13 protein-coding genes are annotated in these 15,805 nt (G+C 69.7%); 3 read left to right on the forward strand and 10 right to left on the reverse strand.

The features are described 5' to 3' along the window. Positions 1-59: 59 nt before the first annotated feature. Entirely contained in the window at positions 60-1,496 is a 1,437-nt protein-coding gene (locus HAV18_RS33825) for an aldehyde dehydrogenase family protein (protein ID WP_166964618.1), read from the reverse strand. Positions 1,497-1,620: 124 nt separating this feature from the next. Here HAV18_RS33825 and HAV18_RS33830 point away from each other — a divergent pair, with 124 nt between their 5' ends. Both HAV18_RS33830 and HAV18_RS33835 read left to right on the forward strand, forming a co-directional pair. Then, positions 1,621-2,382: a hypothetical protein gene (locus HAV18_RS33830; protein WP_166964619.1), complete on the forward strand. Its 762-nt coding sequence runs from the start codon at positions 1,621-1,623 to the stop codon at positions 2,380-2,382. A gap of 319 nt (positions 2,383-2,701) precedes the next feature. After that, the gene (locus tag HAV18_RS33835; protein WP_166964620.1) at positions 2,702-3,067 is read left to right on the forward strand and encodes a hypothetical protein; all 366 of its coding nucleotides are present in this window, start codon (positions 2,702-2,704) and stop codon (positions 3,065-3,067) included. A 127-nt stretch (positions 3,068-3,194) separates the two neighbouring features. Here HAV18_RS33835 and HAV18_RS33840 read toward each other — a convergent pair whose 3' ends face one another. Next, positions 3,195-3,674, reverse strand: a complete 480-nt coding sequence (locus HAV18_RS33840; RefSeq protein WP_166964621.1) for a DUF2501 domain-containing protein — start codon at positions 3,672-3,674, stop codon at positions 3,195-3,197. 286 nt (positions 3,675-3,960) lie between these two features. On the opposite strand from HAV18_RS33840, the gene HAV18_RS33845 reads away from it, so the two are divergent. Further along, positions 3,961-4,500: a hypothetical protein gene (locus tag HAV18_RS33845; protein ID WP_166964622.1), complete on the forward strand. Its 540-nt coding sequence runs from the start codon at positions 3,961-3,963 to the stop codon at positions 4,498-4,500. Between the two features lie 32 nt (positions 4,501-4,532). Here the strand turns inward: HAV18_RS33845 and HAV18_RS33850 are convergent, their stop codons facing one another. The 8 genes from HAV18_RS33850 to HAV18_RS33885 are packed head-to-tail and all read right to left on the reverse strand — an operon-like array spanning position 4,533 to position 15,764. Beyond that, positions 4,533-5,771: an MFS transporter gene (locus HAV18_RS33850; protein WP_166964623.1), complete on the reverse strand. Its 1,239-nt coding sequence runs from the start codon at positions 5,769-5,771 to the stop codon at positions 4,533-4,535. Positions 5,772-5,807: 36 nt separating this feature from the next. Further along, the gene (locus tag HAV18_RS33855) at positions 5,808-6,911 is read right to left on the reverse strand and encodes a 3-deoxy-7-phosphoheptulonate synthase (RefSeq protein WP_166964624.1); all 1,104 of its coding nucleotides are present in this window, start codon (positions 6,909-6,911) and stop codon (positions 5,808-5,810) included. 34 nt (positions 6,912-6,945) lie between these two features. Beyond that, positions 6,946-7,740: a 2,3-dihydro-2,3-dihydroxybenzoate dehydrogenase gene (locus HAV18_RS33860; RefSeq protein WP_166964625.1), complete on the reverse strand. Its 795-nt coding sequence runs from the start codon at positions 7,738-7,740 to the stop codon at positions 6,946-6,948. Next, positions 7,737-11,657 carry a non-ribosomal peptide synthetase gene (locus tag HAV18_RS33865; protein ID WP_166964627.1) on the reverse strand — a complete coding sequence of 1,307 codons (3,921 nt, stop codon included), beginning with the start codon at positions 11,655-11,657 and terminating at the stop codon, positions 7,737-7,739. The genes HAV18_RS33860 and HAV18_RS33865 overlap by 4 nt, the downstream gene beginning before the upstream one ends. Positions 11,658-11,701: 44 nt before the next feature. Then, a complete protein-coding gene (locus HAV18_RS33870) occupies positions 11,702-12,034 on the reverse strand; it encodes a DUF2218 domain-containing protein (RefSeq protein WP_166964629.1) in 333 nt (110 codons plus the stop codon). Beyond that, positions 12,031-12,921, reverse strand: a complete 891-nt coding sequence (locus HAV18_RS33875; protein ID WP_166964631.1) for an isochorismatase family protein — start codon at positions 12,919-12,921, stop codon at positions 12,031-12,033. The genes HAV18_RS33870 and HAV18_RS33875 overlap by 4 nt, the downstream gene beginning before the upstream one ends. Positions 12,922-12,966: 45 nt before the next feature. Continuing rightward, positions 12,967-14,583: a (2,3-dihydroxybenzoyl)adenylate synthase gene (locus HAV18_RS33880; RefSeq protein ID WP_166964633.1), complete on the reverse strand. Its 1,617-nt coding sequence runs from the start codon at positions 14,581-14,583 to the stop codon at positions 12,967-12,969. Beyond that, the gene (locus tag HAV18_RS33885) at positions 14,580-15,764 is read right to left on the reverse strand and encodes an isochorismate synthase (protein WP_166964635.1); all 1,185 of its coding nucleotides are present in this window, start codon (positions 15,762-15,764) and stop codon (positions 14,580-14,582) included. Before HAV18_RS33885 ends, HAV18_RS33880 begins: the two co-directional genes overlap by 4 nt. Positions 15,765-15,805: the final 41 nt, after the last annotated feature.

The raw sequence follows: 15,805 nt of genomic DNA on the forward strand, positions 1-15,805 counted from the left end.
CCGTCAATAAAAAAACGGCACGCGAGCGTGCCGTTTCCGGTTCGGGTCGTGCGAAGCGCTCAGGCCGGCTTCGCGGGCTTGAGCTGCATCGACTTGTACTCGAGATATTCTTCGAGCCCGTACACGCCGTTCTCGCGGCCGTGCCCCGACTGCTTGTAGCCGCCGAACGGCGCGGCGCCGTTCCACGTGCCGCCGTTGATGTCGACCTGCCCGGTGCGGATACGGCGCGCGATGCCCATCGCGCGTTCGTCGCTGCCGGCCCACACCGCGCCGCCAAGCCCGTATGGCGAATCGTTCGCGATCCGCACGGCCTCGTCTTCATCGCGATACGTGATGATCGACAGCACCGGCCCGAAGATTTCCTCCTGCGCGATCGTCGATTTCGGATCGACGCGGCCGAACACGGTCGGCTTCACGAAGAAGCCCTTCGCAAGCCCTTCCGGCAGGCCCGTGCCGCCCGTCACGAGTTCCGCGCCTTCGTCGATCCCGCGCTGGATGTAGTCCTGCACACGCTGCTGCTGCACGGCGGATGCAAGCGCGCCAAGGCGCGTCGCATCCTGCCGCGGATCGCCGGCAACGTAGGTTTCGGCCGCCGCCTTCGCAATCTCGCGCGCTTCGTCGTAGCGCGCTTCCGGCACCAGCATGCGCGTATGCGCCGAGCAGGTCTGCCCCGCGTTCAGGTAGCACGCGTTGACCGTGCCCTTCACCGCCGTCGAGAAATCGGCATCGTCGAGGATCACCGATGCCGACTTGCCGCCCAGCTCGAGCGCGACGCGTTTGACGCCCGCGGCCGCCAGCTCGGCCACGCGCTTGCCGGCGCGCGTCGAGCCCGTAAACGACACCATGTCGACGTCCGGATCGGTCGCCAGCACCTCGCCGACCACCGGGCCGTAGCCGCACACGAGGTTGAACACGCCGGCCGGCAGCCCGGCTTCGTGAATCGCTTCGGCAAGGATGAACGCGTTGAGCGGCGCGACTTCGGACGGCTTCAGGACGACCGTGCAGCCGGCCGCGAGCGCCGGTGCGACCTTCAGCGTCACCTGGTTGAGCGGGTAGTTCCACGGCGTGATCGCCGCGACGACGCCGACCGGCTCGCGCACGACGAGCGAGTTGCCGACCTGTGCCTCAAACTCGAACGACTCGGCGAGCTTCGCGTACGCCTTCCAGTTGTAGATCGGGCCGCCGACCTGGATCGCGCGTGACAGCTTGATCGGCATCCCGACTTCGCCGGTGATCGACTGCGCGAGCTCCTCGCTGCGCGCCTGCAGATGCTCGACGATCTTGCGCAGGTAGCCCGCGCGCGTCGCGGCCGGCGTGGCCGCCCACGCGTCGAAGGCTGCGCGCGCCGCGCGGATCGCGTCCTGCGCGTCGGACGCGACGCCTTCCGGAATCCGGCCGATCACGGCTTCGGTGCCCGAGTCGATCACGTCGATCGTGCCGGTGCCGGCCGGTTTGCGCCATGCGCCGTCGATATAGAACTGGTCGTAGGTTTTCATCGTTTTCCGCCTCCAGGAAAGCCGACATTCTAGCGAGCGTTTCGGTCGGCCGGTGTGACGATTGACAGCCTTTGGAAAGGTCTTTAGCCTCGGCGCCTCATTCATCATAAGAAAGGAGAATGCCTTGAGCATCCTGACCAAAATCGAGGGCGGCTATCTTCAGGTACTGCGCGTGATCGTGCTGTTGTTCGCGACCGCAGTCCTGATCGGCGGGGTCATATTCGGCGCGATCGCACTCGATGCGCGCCTGTCGAAACCGCCGAAGGTCGATTCGGCCATCCAGGTCGATCCTGCATCGTTCGCGTGGGAGAAAAATGCACCCGCCAAGGCCGCGCCGGCCGCCGACGGCACGGCAGCCAAGGACGACAACGCGTCGCCCGCGCTGCGCCTGTCAACGCAACTGTCGGGCATCGTGCAGAAGCACGGCCGGGCGGCCCTGTCGCCGGACTACGCGGTCGATCGCGACGCATACGAGCCGTCGTTCCAGCGCGTGCTCGGCGACGACGACCATCCGGAGGTCGCGTACTACGAGCAGCAGATCGCGTATCTCGACAAGGTGCTGTCGCGCGCGGACGTCGCGGCCAGCGTCAAGAAGAAGGTCACCGGGCACGGCGACGAATATGCGCGCGAGCAGGCGTACACCGATGTCGTGTCGGCGGTCATGCGCGACTTCTCCGAGCGCTACGACGCACGCCGGACCGCGATCGACAACGAGAAGAAGGCCGCGGAAGAAACCGCTGCCGAGAACGGCCAGACCGCGCGCTACGCCGGCGTCGCCGCGCTCGTCGCGCTGTATTCGTTCGTGTCGCTCGCGGTGCTGATCATCCTGATCCGCGTCGAGCGCAGCATCCGCTCGATCGCGCGCGCCACGCACACGACGACCTGATCCCGTTCATCCGCCAGCCCGCGCGCCGGGCTGCGGCGGGCCCGGCAACGGGCCCGCTGCGCGGCGCAAGCGGCCGCTTTCCGGTCGCTTTCCGGCCGCGTCTCCCCGCGTTGTTCCTCACGCTCCCGTACTTTCCATTCCCGCCGCTCCCTCACTCCGCGGTCGGCCATCCGCGCCGGCATGGCATCCGTTTCGCCACCGCCATGTCAGCATCCGCCCGGGTGCGCGGCCGGGCCCGCATCGTGCTATGTTTTTATTATCGGCACCGGCCTATTGCAACCGGCGCCGCCCGGAATCGACGTATTTCGTGAGCGCTGCCATGTCCGACGCACCCCATACCCTCGGCTCGCAAGACCGCCTGGAGCTGCTTTGCTGGCTCACCTGCGGCAATCTCGGCGCGTTTTACCTCAACGAATCGTGGCCGGACGCCACGTTCCAGGTCCAGGCCGCGCATCGCTGGCTCGACCGCCATCACCGCCAGGCCGACTGGCTCGTGCTCGCCAAGCTCGCGGCGCTCGCGCAGGACATCGCCAAGCGGCACGCCGGGTTCGTCGATGCATCGTGGGCGCGCGACGCGGTCGAGGAAATCGTCGATACCGACGATCTCGACTATCGGGCGAAACTCGTGCAATGGGTCTACGAAGACTGCTGCAAGGCGCTCGCCGACAAGCGGCTGGCCGATTGACGATCAAGACGGGATGCGGGGCGCGGTACCGCGCATCCCGCGATCCCTTCGTTGATGGGAATGTGACCGCCTGAAAGGCTGACGGGTGCGGTACGTCGCGCACCGCACCCCGAACCGCGCTGCGCGCCTACAGCAGCGACTTCGCCTGCGTCAGCACCTTGTCGCAGATCTGCTTGGTCACCTGCTGCTTCAGGCCGCCGCCGCTCAGGTCGAGCTTGCTGCCGTTGCCGGCGTCGAGGATCCCGCTCGCGCCGCTGCTATAGCCGCTGTCGGACGACGCGTTGCCGCCGAGCTTGCCCATCAGCGCGTCCTTCACCGACGACGCACCGCCGGACGCCCCGCCGAGATAGTTGTTCTGGATGCAGAACTGCAGCAGGCCCGCGACGTTGCCGGTGCTGCCCGGCATCAGCGACGAACCGCCGCCACCCGTCAATGCGCCGCCGATGCCGCCGAGGTTGCCAAGCGCACCGCCCGCGCTGCTGCCTGAATCGCCACCGCCGCCGACCTGCTTCAGGACATCGCCAAGCTGCGCATGCGCCACCGAAAACGGCGCGAGCAATCCGATCAGCGCGCCGGCAACGGTCGCGCGGTATAGACGTGCATTCATGTGAAGCCTCCCGGTTGTGACTGCGTGAGTACCGCGAATCGAATCCAAGGATACTCAATCAACCCGTACATGACAGCCTTCGCATGCGGCCTGAAACGTCAGGCATCGTGATATCGCCACAATTTGACAAAGCTTGACGGCGAGCCGTGTGCGGAAACGCCGGTTTTGCACCCGCGCGCGATCGCCCGCCCGGGTCGCCTGCGCACGCGAAGCGTCATAGAATCGTCGTCGCCGACCGTTCGGACCCTCCGGCCCGATCTCAATCCCGAACATGAAGGATGCTCGCGTGACGCTTGCCCATCGATTTCTGCTGATCGCCGGCGCATCGGCCGCGCTGTGTTGCGGCACCGGCACCGCCGGCGCGGCCACGGCCGCGGCGGCCGCTGCATGCCCGTCGCCATCGTTCGACCGCTACCCGGCACCCGCCGCAAGCGCGCCGCGCAAGCCGGCCGCAGCGCCACGCCTGACCAGCAAGGAAGCGCGCCTCTACCGCACCGTCATTCGCGACGAATTCACGCAACCGGCCAATTTTGCCGGCCACTATCGTGTCGCGACCTGGGGTTGCGGAACGGATTGCCGGAATTTCGCGATCGTCGACAAGTACACGGGCGCGACGTACACGATGCCCGGCGTACAGGCCATCGCAGGCGTGATGGGCAACGACGAGGAGCGCGTCGATTTCCGGCCGGGCAGTACGCTGCTGATCGTCGCGGGCTGCTTCAACGACGATTGCGACGACGGCAACGCGAAGGCGGCCCGGCACTTCTATGAGTGGACCGGTACGCGCTTGCGGCCGGTCGGCACATGCCCGCTGCCGATCGAGTAGGCGGCGGATTCGCACGGCGCGCGCGATAACGATTACCCCGCCGGCGCGCTGCGCCCCGCCCCCCAGGCCGCGATGAATACGGCCGCGAGCACCGCGCCGATCGACGCGAACGGCAGCGCCGGATGCAGTTCGTACAGCATCGTGCCGGCCAGCGGCGCGACCACCATGCTGAGCCCTTGCGCCATCGACATCGCCCCCGCGCACGCGGCCTGCTCGTGCGCGTCGACACGCGTGCTCGCCAGCGCCGCAACCGCCGGAAACGCAGCACCCATCCCGCACGCCGCGACGAAGTAGCTCACGCACAGCAGCAACGGGTAGGCGGCCGGCGCCGCCAGCGCCGATACGAACCCTGCGCCGCCCGCCAGCGCACCCCAGCGCAACCATTGAAGCGGCGCGACCGAGCGCCAGCGGCCGACCAGCGACTGTGTCGCGATCAGCCCGACACCTGCACTGCCGAGCGCATAGCCGACCACCATCGACGCATCGCTCGCCCGCACGTGCAGCCTGTCGATCACGTAGAAACCCAGCACGCTGTTCGCGATCATCACCGCGCTGTACAGCGCGAACGCGCTGCACCACGGCAAGCGCAAGCGTCGATCGGTCGGCTTCAGCCGGGGCGGCGCCTGCCGCATTGCATGCACGCCATCGTCGCGCAGCCGGCGCAACCCCATCAGCCCGGCGAGCGGCAGCAGCGCGAAAACGGCCAGTGCGAACGTCATGTCGAACCCGGCCAGCCAGCCCGCAAGCGGCGGCGCGAGCACCATCCCGATCGCACCCGCCGCGCCGAATCGCGCGATCGCGGCCGCGCGCCCCGTGGCCGGCGTCCGGTCGGCGATCCACGCCATGGCGGCAACGGGCAGCCCTGCATAACATCCCCCCATCGCGGCGCGCGTGACGAGCAGCGCGACAAAACCGGCCCACACCGGCGGCACCGCGCTGCCGCCGGCGCGCAACGCCCAGCCGACATAGGCGGCCAGCAGCAGCGAACTCGCGACGAAGCCGCCAATTGCCGCACGCATCGACGACAACCGGCCGCGGGTGTCCGCCGCGCGCCCCCAGCGCGGCGCGGCGATCATCCAGACAAGCCCGACGATGCCGATGATTGCGCCGATGTGCAGCGGCGCGAGATGCATGCGCCTCGCCATCGGACCGGCAACCGTCACGAATGCATAGGTGCCGGCTACCATCGCGAAGTTCGCGAGCAGCAACGGCAGGAAGGACACGCCGGCATCGGCCGGCGTGGGCAGGGAGTCAGCGGAAGTCGTCGACATAAGGTGTTCCGATGAAAGAAAGTAAAACGTCGCGCATCAGTGAAGATCGGCACCATTGCCAGTCAGCCGGCGACGGGCGCGCACCAGCGCGTCCACGGTCGCCTCCCAGCCGATGCACGGATCGGTAATCGAGCAGCCGTAGCGCAACGCAGTACCCAGCGGCTGCGCGCCGTCCTCGATGAAGCTTTCGAGCATCACCCCGCGGATCGCTTCGCTGCCCGCGCCGATCTGCCCGACGACATCGTCCAGCACCGCCAGTTGCTGCACGGCCTGCTTGCCGCAGTTCGCATGCGAGCAGTCGATCAGCAGGTTCGGCGTCAGGCGCTGGGCGCGCAGCGTCTCGACCGCGGCGGCCACCGACGCGGCATCGTAGTTCGGCCCGTGACGGCCGCCGCGCAGCACGAGGTGCGCGTGCGGATTGCCGGCGCTGTGCAGCAACGCCGGGTGGCCGGCGCCGTCGATGCCGATGAACGTGTGCGGCCGCATGCTGGCCAGCATCGCGTGCGCCGCGATGTCGACCTGGCCGTCCGTGCCGTTCTTGAAACCGACCGGCAACGCGAGGCCCGACGCCATCTCGCGATGAATCTGCGACTCGGTCGTGCGGGCCCCGATCGCGGCCCAGCTCACCAGATCGGACAGGTAGTGCGGCGTCGCCACGTCCAGCACTTCCGTCGCGACCGGCAGCCCCAATGCGTTGATGTCGACGAGCAGCCGGCGCGCGGTGTGCAGCCCCTCCGCGACGCGATGACTGCCGTCGAGCCCCGGATCGTTGATCAGCCCTTTCCAGCCGACCGTCGTTCGCGGCTTCTCGAAATAGACGCGCATCACGACGCACAGCGCGTCGCGCACCGCGTATGCCAGACCGGCGAGGCGACGCGCGTAGTCGAGCGCGGCCGCCGGATCGTGGATCGAGCACGGACCGACGACGACAATCCGGCGCGCATCGCGCCGTTCGAGAATCGCGCGCACCTGTGCACGCCCCGCATCGACGGTCGCCTGTGCGGCATACGACGCCGGCACCGCGTGGCGCAGCGCATCGGGTACGGGCAGTCGCACGCCGACACGCAGCCGCTCGTCGGGGTGCGGCAACGCGAATGCACCTGCCGTGCCGTGTTCGGCACAGGCCGGGATATGTTTCATGACGATGCTCCGGAAACGGAAGACGGGCGCGCCGTCACACGCCGAGCGTCGCGCCGCCGTCGACGCACAGCGTGTGCAGCGTCACGTGGCGGGCGGCGTCGGACAGCAGGAACAGCACGGTGTCGGCAACATCGGCCGGTGCGGCGATCCGGCCGAGCGGGATACCCGTGCGATAGGTTTCGAGCGAGCCTGCGATGACGCCCGCCGGGCCTTCGGGGCCGCGCCAGAGCTGGCGCTGCATCGGCGTATCGGTCGAGCCCGGCGCGACGATGTTGCAGCGAATCCCGTGGCCGGCCAGCTCCAGGCCGAGGCAGCGCGTGAACTGGTGCGCGGCGGCCTTCGATGCGGCATAAGCGGCCATCTGCGTGCGCGGCACGAGCGCCGCGTTCGAGCCCACGGTCACGATGCTGCCCGCGCGCCGCTCGATCATGCGTGCCGCAACCGCGCGCGACAGATGGAACACGCCGTGCGTATTCACCGCGAAGCAGTGCGCCCAGTCGTCGTCCGTCAGCGATGTCGCGGCCGCCAACCGCAACACGCCGGCGACGTTCGCGAGCATGCCGATCGGACCGATCGTCGCCTCCACCTGCTCGATTGCCGCGCGTACGGCGTTCGCGTCCGCCACGTCGACCGCGAACGGATGCACGCGCCCGGATGCCGGCGGGCGGTCCTCGCCGGCTCGCATTAGCGTGTCGCCATCGGCGTCGAATGCGGCAACGTCGACGCCGCGTTCGGCGAGCGCGCGCACCACGGCTGCGCCGATCCCGCGCGCCGCGCCGGTCACGACGGCGACGCCCGCCGGAAATGTCATGTCGGTTTCCCTGCTCATCGATTCAGATTCCTCGTATCGGTTTCCATCGCGGCCCAAACGGCGAGCCGCTCGCTCAGTGCGGCGCCGATCGCCGCCATCGGTTCGGGGTCGGACATCCCGTCGTGCGAACAGTCGAGCGCCACGCAGGTCGGCAACGCCGCCGGCCGGTGCGCGGCCCAGCTGTCGGGCACGGGCGTGCCGGGCCGCTTGCGGGTCGCGTTGAACAGCAGCAGCTCCCCGCCGTAATGCGGCGTCGACGCCGCGCGAAACTGGCGCATCTGCCTGAGCGTCGCGTCGACCAGCGCATCGAGCCCCGCGCCGCCGAGCGCCGCAAACGGGCTGTTCGCGCGCAGCAGACGCTGGCGCAGTTGCGCGTCGGACAACGACGCCGTGTCGAAATCGCCGTTGACCGTCAGCAGGATCCGCAGCGCATCGCCCGTTTCCGGCTGCGACTGCGCCGTCCACGCGGACGACGGATAGCTGTCCATCAGCGCGAGCACGCCGACCGTCGCACCGGCCCGCTCGAGTGCCGCCGCAACCGCATACGCGAGCGCGCCGCCCAGCGACCAGCCGAGCAGGTGGTACGGCCCGTCCGGCTGCAGCGCCCGCACGCGCCGCACATAGGTGCCGACGAGCGCGTCGAAATCGGCTGCATCGTTGGTGTCGTCGACCGACAGTTGCAACCCGTCGATCGTCGCGTCGGGCAGGTACGCGGCAAGTCGCAGGTAACTCCATGCGAGACCGTCGGCCGGATGGATGCAGATCAGCCGCTGCGCGGGCCCGCCCGCCGTCTGGATCGCGAGATGCGGCGCGAACGCGTCGCGCGCCGCGCGCGGCCGGTACGGCAGCGGCGTGCGCAACGCGGCCGTCAGCGCCGCGACCGTCGCGTGACGGAACAGCATCGACACGGGCACGTCGCGGTCGAGCGCGGTTGCCAGCCTCGCGCTCGCCTGGATCGCCTGCAACGACTTGCCGCCGATGTCGAAGAAATTTGAATCCGGCGTGAGCGCGACGCCGCCGAGCACGCTGCGCCACGCGTGCATCACCTGGCGTTCCAGCGCGTCGGCGCGCGGATCGTCGTCCACGCCGATCCGGCCCGCAACCGCCAACTGCCGCAACGCGTTGCGATCGGTCTTGCCGTTGACGTTGCGCGGCAGCCGTTCGAGCACGTGCCACGCGTCGGGGATCGCCGCAGCCGGCAGCGCGTCGGCGAGCCGCGCGCGCAACGCAGCCGTATCGTCGAACCCGTCGACTCCGGCGACGAACGCCGCGAGCGTCGTCACGTCGGCGTCGCCGCGCAACGCGACGACCGCCGCTTCGCGCACCTCGGGCGTGCGCAACAGCCAGTCCTCGATCTCGCGCGGATCGATGCGCACGCCGCTGATCTTCACCTCGTGGTCGATCCGGCCGTCGAACACCAGCCGGCCGTCACGTACGGTGGCGAGGTCGCCGGTTCGATACGCACGCGCGCCTTCGGGGAGCGTGACGAAACGCTCGGCAGTCAGCGCCGCATTGCCCGGGTAGCCGAGCGCCAGCGCGTCGCCGCACACCACCAGTTCGCCCGTGCGGCCTTCGGCCACCGGATACAGCCGTTCGTCGACGACGCGCACGTCGACGCCCGCGCGCGGCATCCCGATCGGCACCGGTTCGCCGTCGCGCCAGACCGCGCCGGGGCCGCTCACGCAGGCAGCCGTCGCGATGATCGTCGCTTCGGTCGGCCCGTACGTGTTCAGCAGCGCCAGGTCCGGCAGGTGCGCATGCCAGCGCTGGATCCGCTCAGGCAGCGCGGCCTCCCCGCCGATGATCGTCAGGCGCACGCCGGCCAGGCGTTGCGCCTGGCGCGCGTCCAGTGCGTGCGCAAGCACGTGCCAGTAGGCGGTCGGCAGGTCGAGCACCGTGATGCGGCGCCGCTCGACCTCGGCCGTAAACGCGTCGACCGAGTCGAGCATCGCATCGTCGCGCAGCACGAGCGTCGCACCATTGCAGAGCGTCGCGAAAATCTCCTCGAAGCTCGCATCGAAATGCAGCGGCGCGAACTGCAGCACGCGGTCCCCCGGGGCGATGCGATACAGGTGGCTCGTGCTGTCGACGAAATGCGCCAGCGCGCCACGCCCGACCAGTACGCCGTTCGGCCGGCCGGTCGAACCCGACGTGTACAACAGGTACGCCGGTGTCCCGGCGTCGAACGCGGCATGCGCGATGCCACGGAGCGACGGCGTGCGCGGCGCGTCGAGATCGAGCACCGGCAGGCCACCCGCGCAGCCACGGTAGGCCGCCCGCGTGATCACGAGCGTGGGTGCGGCATCCTCCAGCATCGCCGCGACGCGCTGCGGTGGGCCCTCCGGATCGACCGGCACGATCGTGGCACCGACCCTCAGCACGGCGAGCATCGCCGCGATCACGTCGGGCGCACGCGGCGCGGCGATCGCCACGCGTGCGGCGCTCGCGACACCTCGCCGGTCGAGTTCCTCGGCAAGCGCATCGGCATCGGCGAGCAGCGCGCGGTAGTCGACGCACCGGCCGCCCGCCTCGATCGCCGGTTGCGCCGGCGCATCGCGCGCAATGCGTTCGATCCGCGCGAGCACGTCGGCATACGGCCCGGCCAGCGGCGCACCGCGCACGATCGACGGCGCGGGCATCCCGTCGAGCAGCGTATCGAGCGACGCATCCGGCACGTGCGCGGCAAATGCGTCGAGCCACGCGGAAAGATCGTTTGCGTGCGCAACGACCGTGGCCTCGTCGTACGCGTCGGGATTCGCCTCGAGCGTCAGGTGCCACGCGCCGCCGCGTACGGCAAGCGTCACGTTCAGGTCCTTCACCGGACCGCCGCTCACGGCCTGCGTATTGCTCGCAAGCCCATGGAACGCGACCTGCCGTTCGAACGGCATCACGTTGACGGCCTGGTTGAACAGGAACGCATTGCGCTCCAGCAACCCGAGATCGCCGCGAATCCACCCATACCGGTAGTACAGGTGCGGCCGGATCGCGCGCACGCGTTCCGCGCATTCGTGCGCGAGCGCGCGCGGCGAGCGCCCGGCATCGACATGCATGCGCAGCGGCACGATGTTCATCGCCATGCACGGCACGCCGAGCGCCGGCGTGCCGAGACGGTTCATCACCGGCAGTCCGAGCGTCAGGTCGCGCTGGCCGCCCTGCTTCGCGAGCCAGAGGCCGGTCGCGCACAGCAGCCACGCGTTCCAGTCGACGTCGATCCGCTCGGCAGCCGCACGCAACGCATGCACGCGTTCGACATCGATCACGCACGTCGCCCGCCGCGCATCCCGGGCGGCATCCTGTTTCGGCGCGAGCTCGAGCGGCGCGGGCACGTCGCGCAGGTGCGCGCGCCAGAACGCACGATCCGCGTCGAAGCCGCCGCTGGCGCAGTAACGCGCCTCGGCCTCCACGACACGATCGATCCGCCAGTCAGGCAGCGGTGGCAGCGGCGCACCGGTGACGCGCGCGCTGTAGCGGGCCGCCACGGCCTGCTGCAACAGCCCGTAGCCGAAGCCGTCGAGCGCGATGTGGTGAACCTGCAGATACCACCAGTGCCGGGTCGGCGACAGCCGCAACAACGCCGTGCGGTAAAGCGGATCGGCCGTCACGTCGCAGCAGATCGACAGCGACGCCTTCATCCACGCATGCGCCGCCTCGACGGGATCGGCCTGCGCCGACAGGTCGACGAGCGGCAGCCGCGTGCGCGGCGCGCGACGCACCTGCCACAGCGCGTCGTCCTGCCACGCGAACTGCATGTGCAGCGCGTCGGCGTGATCGAGTACGGCCTCGACGCTGTCGGTCAGTGCGGCGACGTCGAGCGCGCCGTCGAGTTCGACGGTCTCGGCCGTCAGATAGCCCGGATCGTCAGGGTCGACCTGCTGTGCGACCCAGATGCCGTATTGCGCGGACGTCGCGCGGATCGGCAAGGATTCGTTTTTCATCGGCGGATGTGCCCCGAAGTTCGTTGAACCGGCAGCGGGCCGCGTTACGCGCCCCGCTCCCATGCGACCACCAGCGCGCGGTTGCGCGACATCAGCCCCAGGTGTTCGTCCATCACGTACTGAATCTGCTCGAGCCGCTCCGATGAATCGGCTTCGCATCGAAGCTGCAGCACGTCGTCGGTACGCAGCATCCGGCAGACGCCGTACGGAAAATCGATGGTCGCGCGATGCGTGTCGAACACGACCGGCACCTTGATCGCGTAGTGCTTGCACAGCTTGAACAGCACGCGGTCGGCCTGTGGCACCGACACTTCCGCCGTGCTGACGAACGGTGCCGGACGGGCGTCGGCCATCGGCATCACCGGACGCGCCGTCATGCGCTCACCTGCGCCGCATGCCGCAGCACGCGCGTCCATGCGTCGAGCGTCGGCTGCTCCGCGAGCTGGACGAACGTGACGTCGTAGCCTTGCGCACGCCACGCTTCGACGAGCGTCATCATCCGGATCGAATCGAGCCCGCAATCGATCAGGTTGTCGTGCTCGCGCAGGTCGGCGGCCGGCATCCGCAGGCTGCGGGCGACCTGTGCCGCGATCGTGGCAAGCGTCGGCGCCGTGTCATCCGCAGCCGCTTCAGCCTCCAGCGCAGCGCCGACCAACGCGTCGGTGGTCACCACTTTCCCGCAACGGCCGGCCACGTAGTCGAGCGCCATCCGGTGCTCGCGCTCCGAGAAATCCGCGAGAGCGTCCGCGACAAAGAACGGCCGCACGTCGCGCATGAACGCGTCGCAGGCCGTCATCAGGCAGCCGATGTGCGCATAGATCCCGCAGATCGCGAGCTGGTCGCGCCCCTGCTCGCGCAGATGCGTCTCGAGCGGCGAGCGCCGGAATGCGCTGTAGCGCCACTTGTCGAGCACCGTATCGCCGGGCGCCGGCGCGAGCGCGCCGCAGATCGCCGCGCGCGACGGCTGCGCGGTCAGGCCGGGGCCCCACATGTCGGTCAGCAGTGCGCGGTCGGCCGCCGCCTGTGTCGCCGGCTGCGCGGTGTAATAGACCGGCATCCCGGCCGCATGCGCGAAATCGATCAGGCGGCGCACGTGCGCGACAAGCGTAGGCACGGGCGCCGCTGCGCGGTCGTAGAAATCGAGGAAGTAATCCTGCATGTCGTGCACGAGCAGCGCCGCGCGGCGCGGGTCGAACCGCCAGTCCACACGGTTGGCCGGCAGCTCGGCGGGCATCGGATAGGAAGCGATTTTCGGAATGGCCATGATGGTTTGCGTTGAGATGAAAGAGTCGGGGTTCCGGCGCACGCGTCACGCGGCGTCGGCCAGGCTGTCCGCGATGTGCTGCCGCAGCGCGCGCTTGTCGATCTTGCCGACGGGCGTTTTCGGGAACGCGTCGACGAATTCGATCCGGTCGGGCACCTTGTACGCGGCCACGCCCTGCTCGCGCACGAAGCGAACCAGGTCCGGCGCAGCCGGCGCGGGCGTCCCTCGAATCACGTAGGCGCAGCTGCGCTCGCCGAGATACGGGTCGGGCATCGCCACCAGCGCAGCATCGACGACGCCCGGATGCGCGAGCAGCAGGTGTTCGATCTCCTCGGCGGAGATCTTCTCGCCACCGCGGTTGATTTGGTCCTTCGCGCGCCCCTCGACGACGAGCTGACCGCCTGCCGTCACGCGGACACGATCGCCGGTGCGGTAGAAGCCGTCTGCCGTGAAGGCGCGCGCGTTGTGTGCTGCGGCGTCGTAGTAGCCGCGGATCGTGTAAGGCCCCCGCGTCAGCAGATGGCCGACTTCGCCGGGTTCGACCGGTCGGTCGTCGTCGTCGACGATGCGGATCTCGTCGTCCGGCGAGATCGGACGCCCCTGCGTACCGGTCACCACGTCGCGCGGATCGTCGAGCCGCGTGTAGTTGACGAGCCCTTCGGCCATGCCGAACACCTGCTGCAGTTGCGCGCCGAAACCGTCAACCGCGCGTGCCGCGAGCGCCGGATCGAAGCGCGCGCCGCCGACCTGCACGAGTTCGAGGCTCGCGAGCGCGCCGCGCCGCCGTGCGGCCGCGGCCAGCCATACGGGCACGAGCGGCGGCACCAGCGCCGCCACCGTCACGCGCTCGCGCTCGATCAGCGGGAACGCGATTTCGGGGCTCGCGCCGTCGCTCAGCACGACGGTGCCACCCGCCTCGAAGACGCCGAGCGAGCCCGGCGAGCTCAGCGCATAGTTGTGCGCAGCCGGCAGCGCCGCGAGATAGACGCTGCGCTCGGTCAGCCCACAGATGCGCGCGCTCTCGCGCACGCTGTACAGGTAGTCGTCGTGCGTGCGCGGGATCAGCTTCGGCGTGCCCGTGCTGCCGCCCGACAGTTGCAGGAACGCGATCTCGTGCGCGCCGGGGCCCGGCGGCAATTCGTCGTCGGATGGCGCGTCCGGCAGCGCGACGCGTGCATTGCCGGGCGCCGTGAACAACACGTGGCGCAGCGTCGGCGCATCGGCACGGACCTCGTTCGCGAGTGCCCGGTAGTCGAATCCGTCATGCGTTTGCGCCGCGACATAGGCCACTGCGCCCGCGTGCCGGCAGAAGTGGCCGATCTCGCGCCGGCGATGCGCGGGCAGCGCGAACACCGGCAGCGCGCCGATGCGGAACAGCGCGAACGTCACCGCGAAAAACGCAACGCAATTCGGCAATTGCACGACCACGCGGTCGCCCGCGACGATCCCGCATGCGCTCAGCGCGCGGGCCGTGCGTTCGGCTTCCGCCGCGAACGTCCGGTACGACCAGCGCAGCTCGCCCTGCACGAGCGCAATGCGTTCGCCGTGTCGTGCAACACGTTCACCGAACCATTGCGCGAACGACTGGCCGAGCCAGTAACCTTTCTGCCGGTAAGCGGCGGCGGCCTCGTCCGGCCACGGCGTGCGGTGCGCGGACGTCATGCCGCCTCCTGCGCGGCACCCGACGCGGCGTCGCGGTCGATACCGAGCGCATCCAGCATCGTCCGGAATTTCGCGGCGGTTTCCGCACACTCCCCGGCGGGCGTCGATTCGCCGACCACCCCCGCACCCGCATAGAGCCGCAGCGTGCGGTCGAACGCTTCGGCGCAGCGGATCGTGACGACCCACTCGCCGTCACCCTGCGCGTCGACCCAGCCGAGCATGCCCGCGTAGAAGCCGCGATCGAACGGCTCGGCATTGCGAATGCAGTCACGCGCCGCCGCACGCGGCGCGCCGCAGACGGCCGGCGTCGGGTGCAGCGCGAGCGCTAGCGTCAGCGCATCGGCGTCGGTTTCGCCGCACACTTCGGTCGACAGATGCCACATCGTTTCCGTATGCACGAGCGACGGACGCGCCGGCACGTCGAGCCGACGGCACAGCGGCGCGAGACTGTCGCGCACGGCCTCGACGACGACCCGGTGCTCGTCGAGATCCTTCGCGGACGCCAGCAGCGCCTGCGCGCGCCGTCGATCCTCGTCCGGGTCGCGGCTGCGCGGCGCGGACCCGGCCAGCGGATTCGCGCGCACGACACCGCCGAAGCGGCTGACGAGCAGCTCCGGGCTCGCACCCAGCAGCGTACGGCCCTCGCCGAGATTCACCGAGAACGTGTAGCCGTGCGGATTGCTCGACGCGAGACGCGCGACCAGCGCCGCTACCTCGACCGGTGCGTCGCCGGTTGCCTCCAGCGTGCGCGCCAGCACGACCTTGTCGAGCTCGCCCGCGCGAATCCGGGCAACCGCCTGCGCAACCGCGTCCGCATAGACGTCCGCCGACGGCACTTCGCGCGTCGCATAGCGCGCGGCGGCCGGCGCGGCTGCGCGCAGCGCACCGAGCGGCCGCGCGCGCAGCATCGTGTGCGCGACCCGCAGCGCGGCCGGCGCGTGGACATCGAACGGCACCGCGCCGACCACGGCAGCGCCCGCATGACCGTCGTCCCGCGCGCGGCGCAGCGCGTCGTTCACACGCGTCGCGAGCGGCAGGTCCGCATGCGCAATCGCGTCCGCGATGTCGCTCGCCAGCAGCGTATGCGCCGGCGTCGCGAGAAACAGCGGCGTATCCGCGCGATACACATCCCATACGTTATGGGGTACTAATAACTCGGAAGGTCGGGAAATCGCATTCATGACATTGCCTCGAGATTGATTGAGCCGGCGCCTGGCGCCGG

Source organism: Burkholderia sp. D-99, from assembly GCF_011605345.1.
Lineage (GTDB): Bacteria > Pseudomonadota > Gammaproteobacteria > Burkholderiales > Burkholderiaceae > Burkholderia.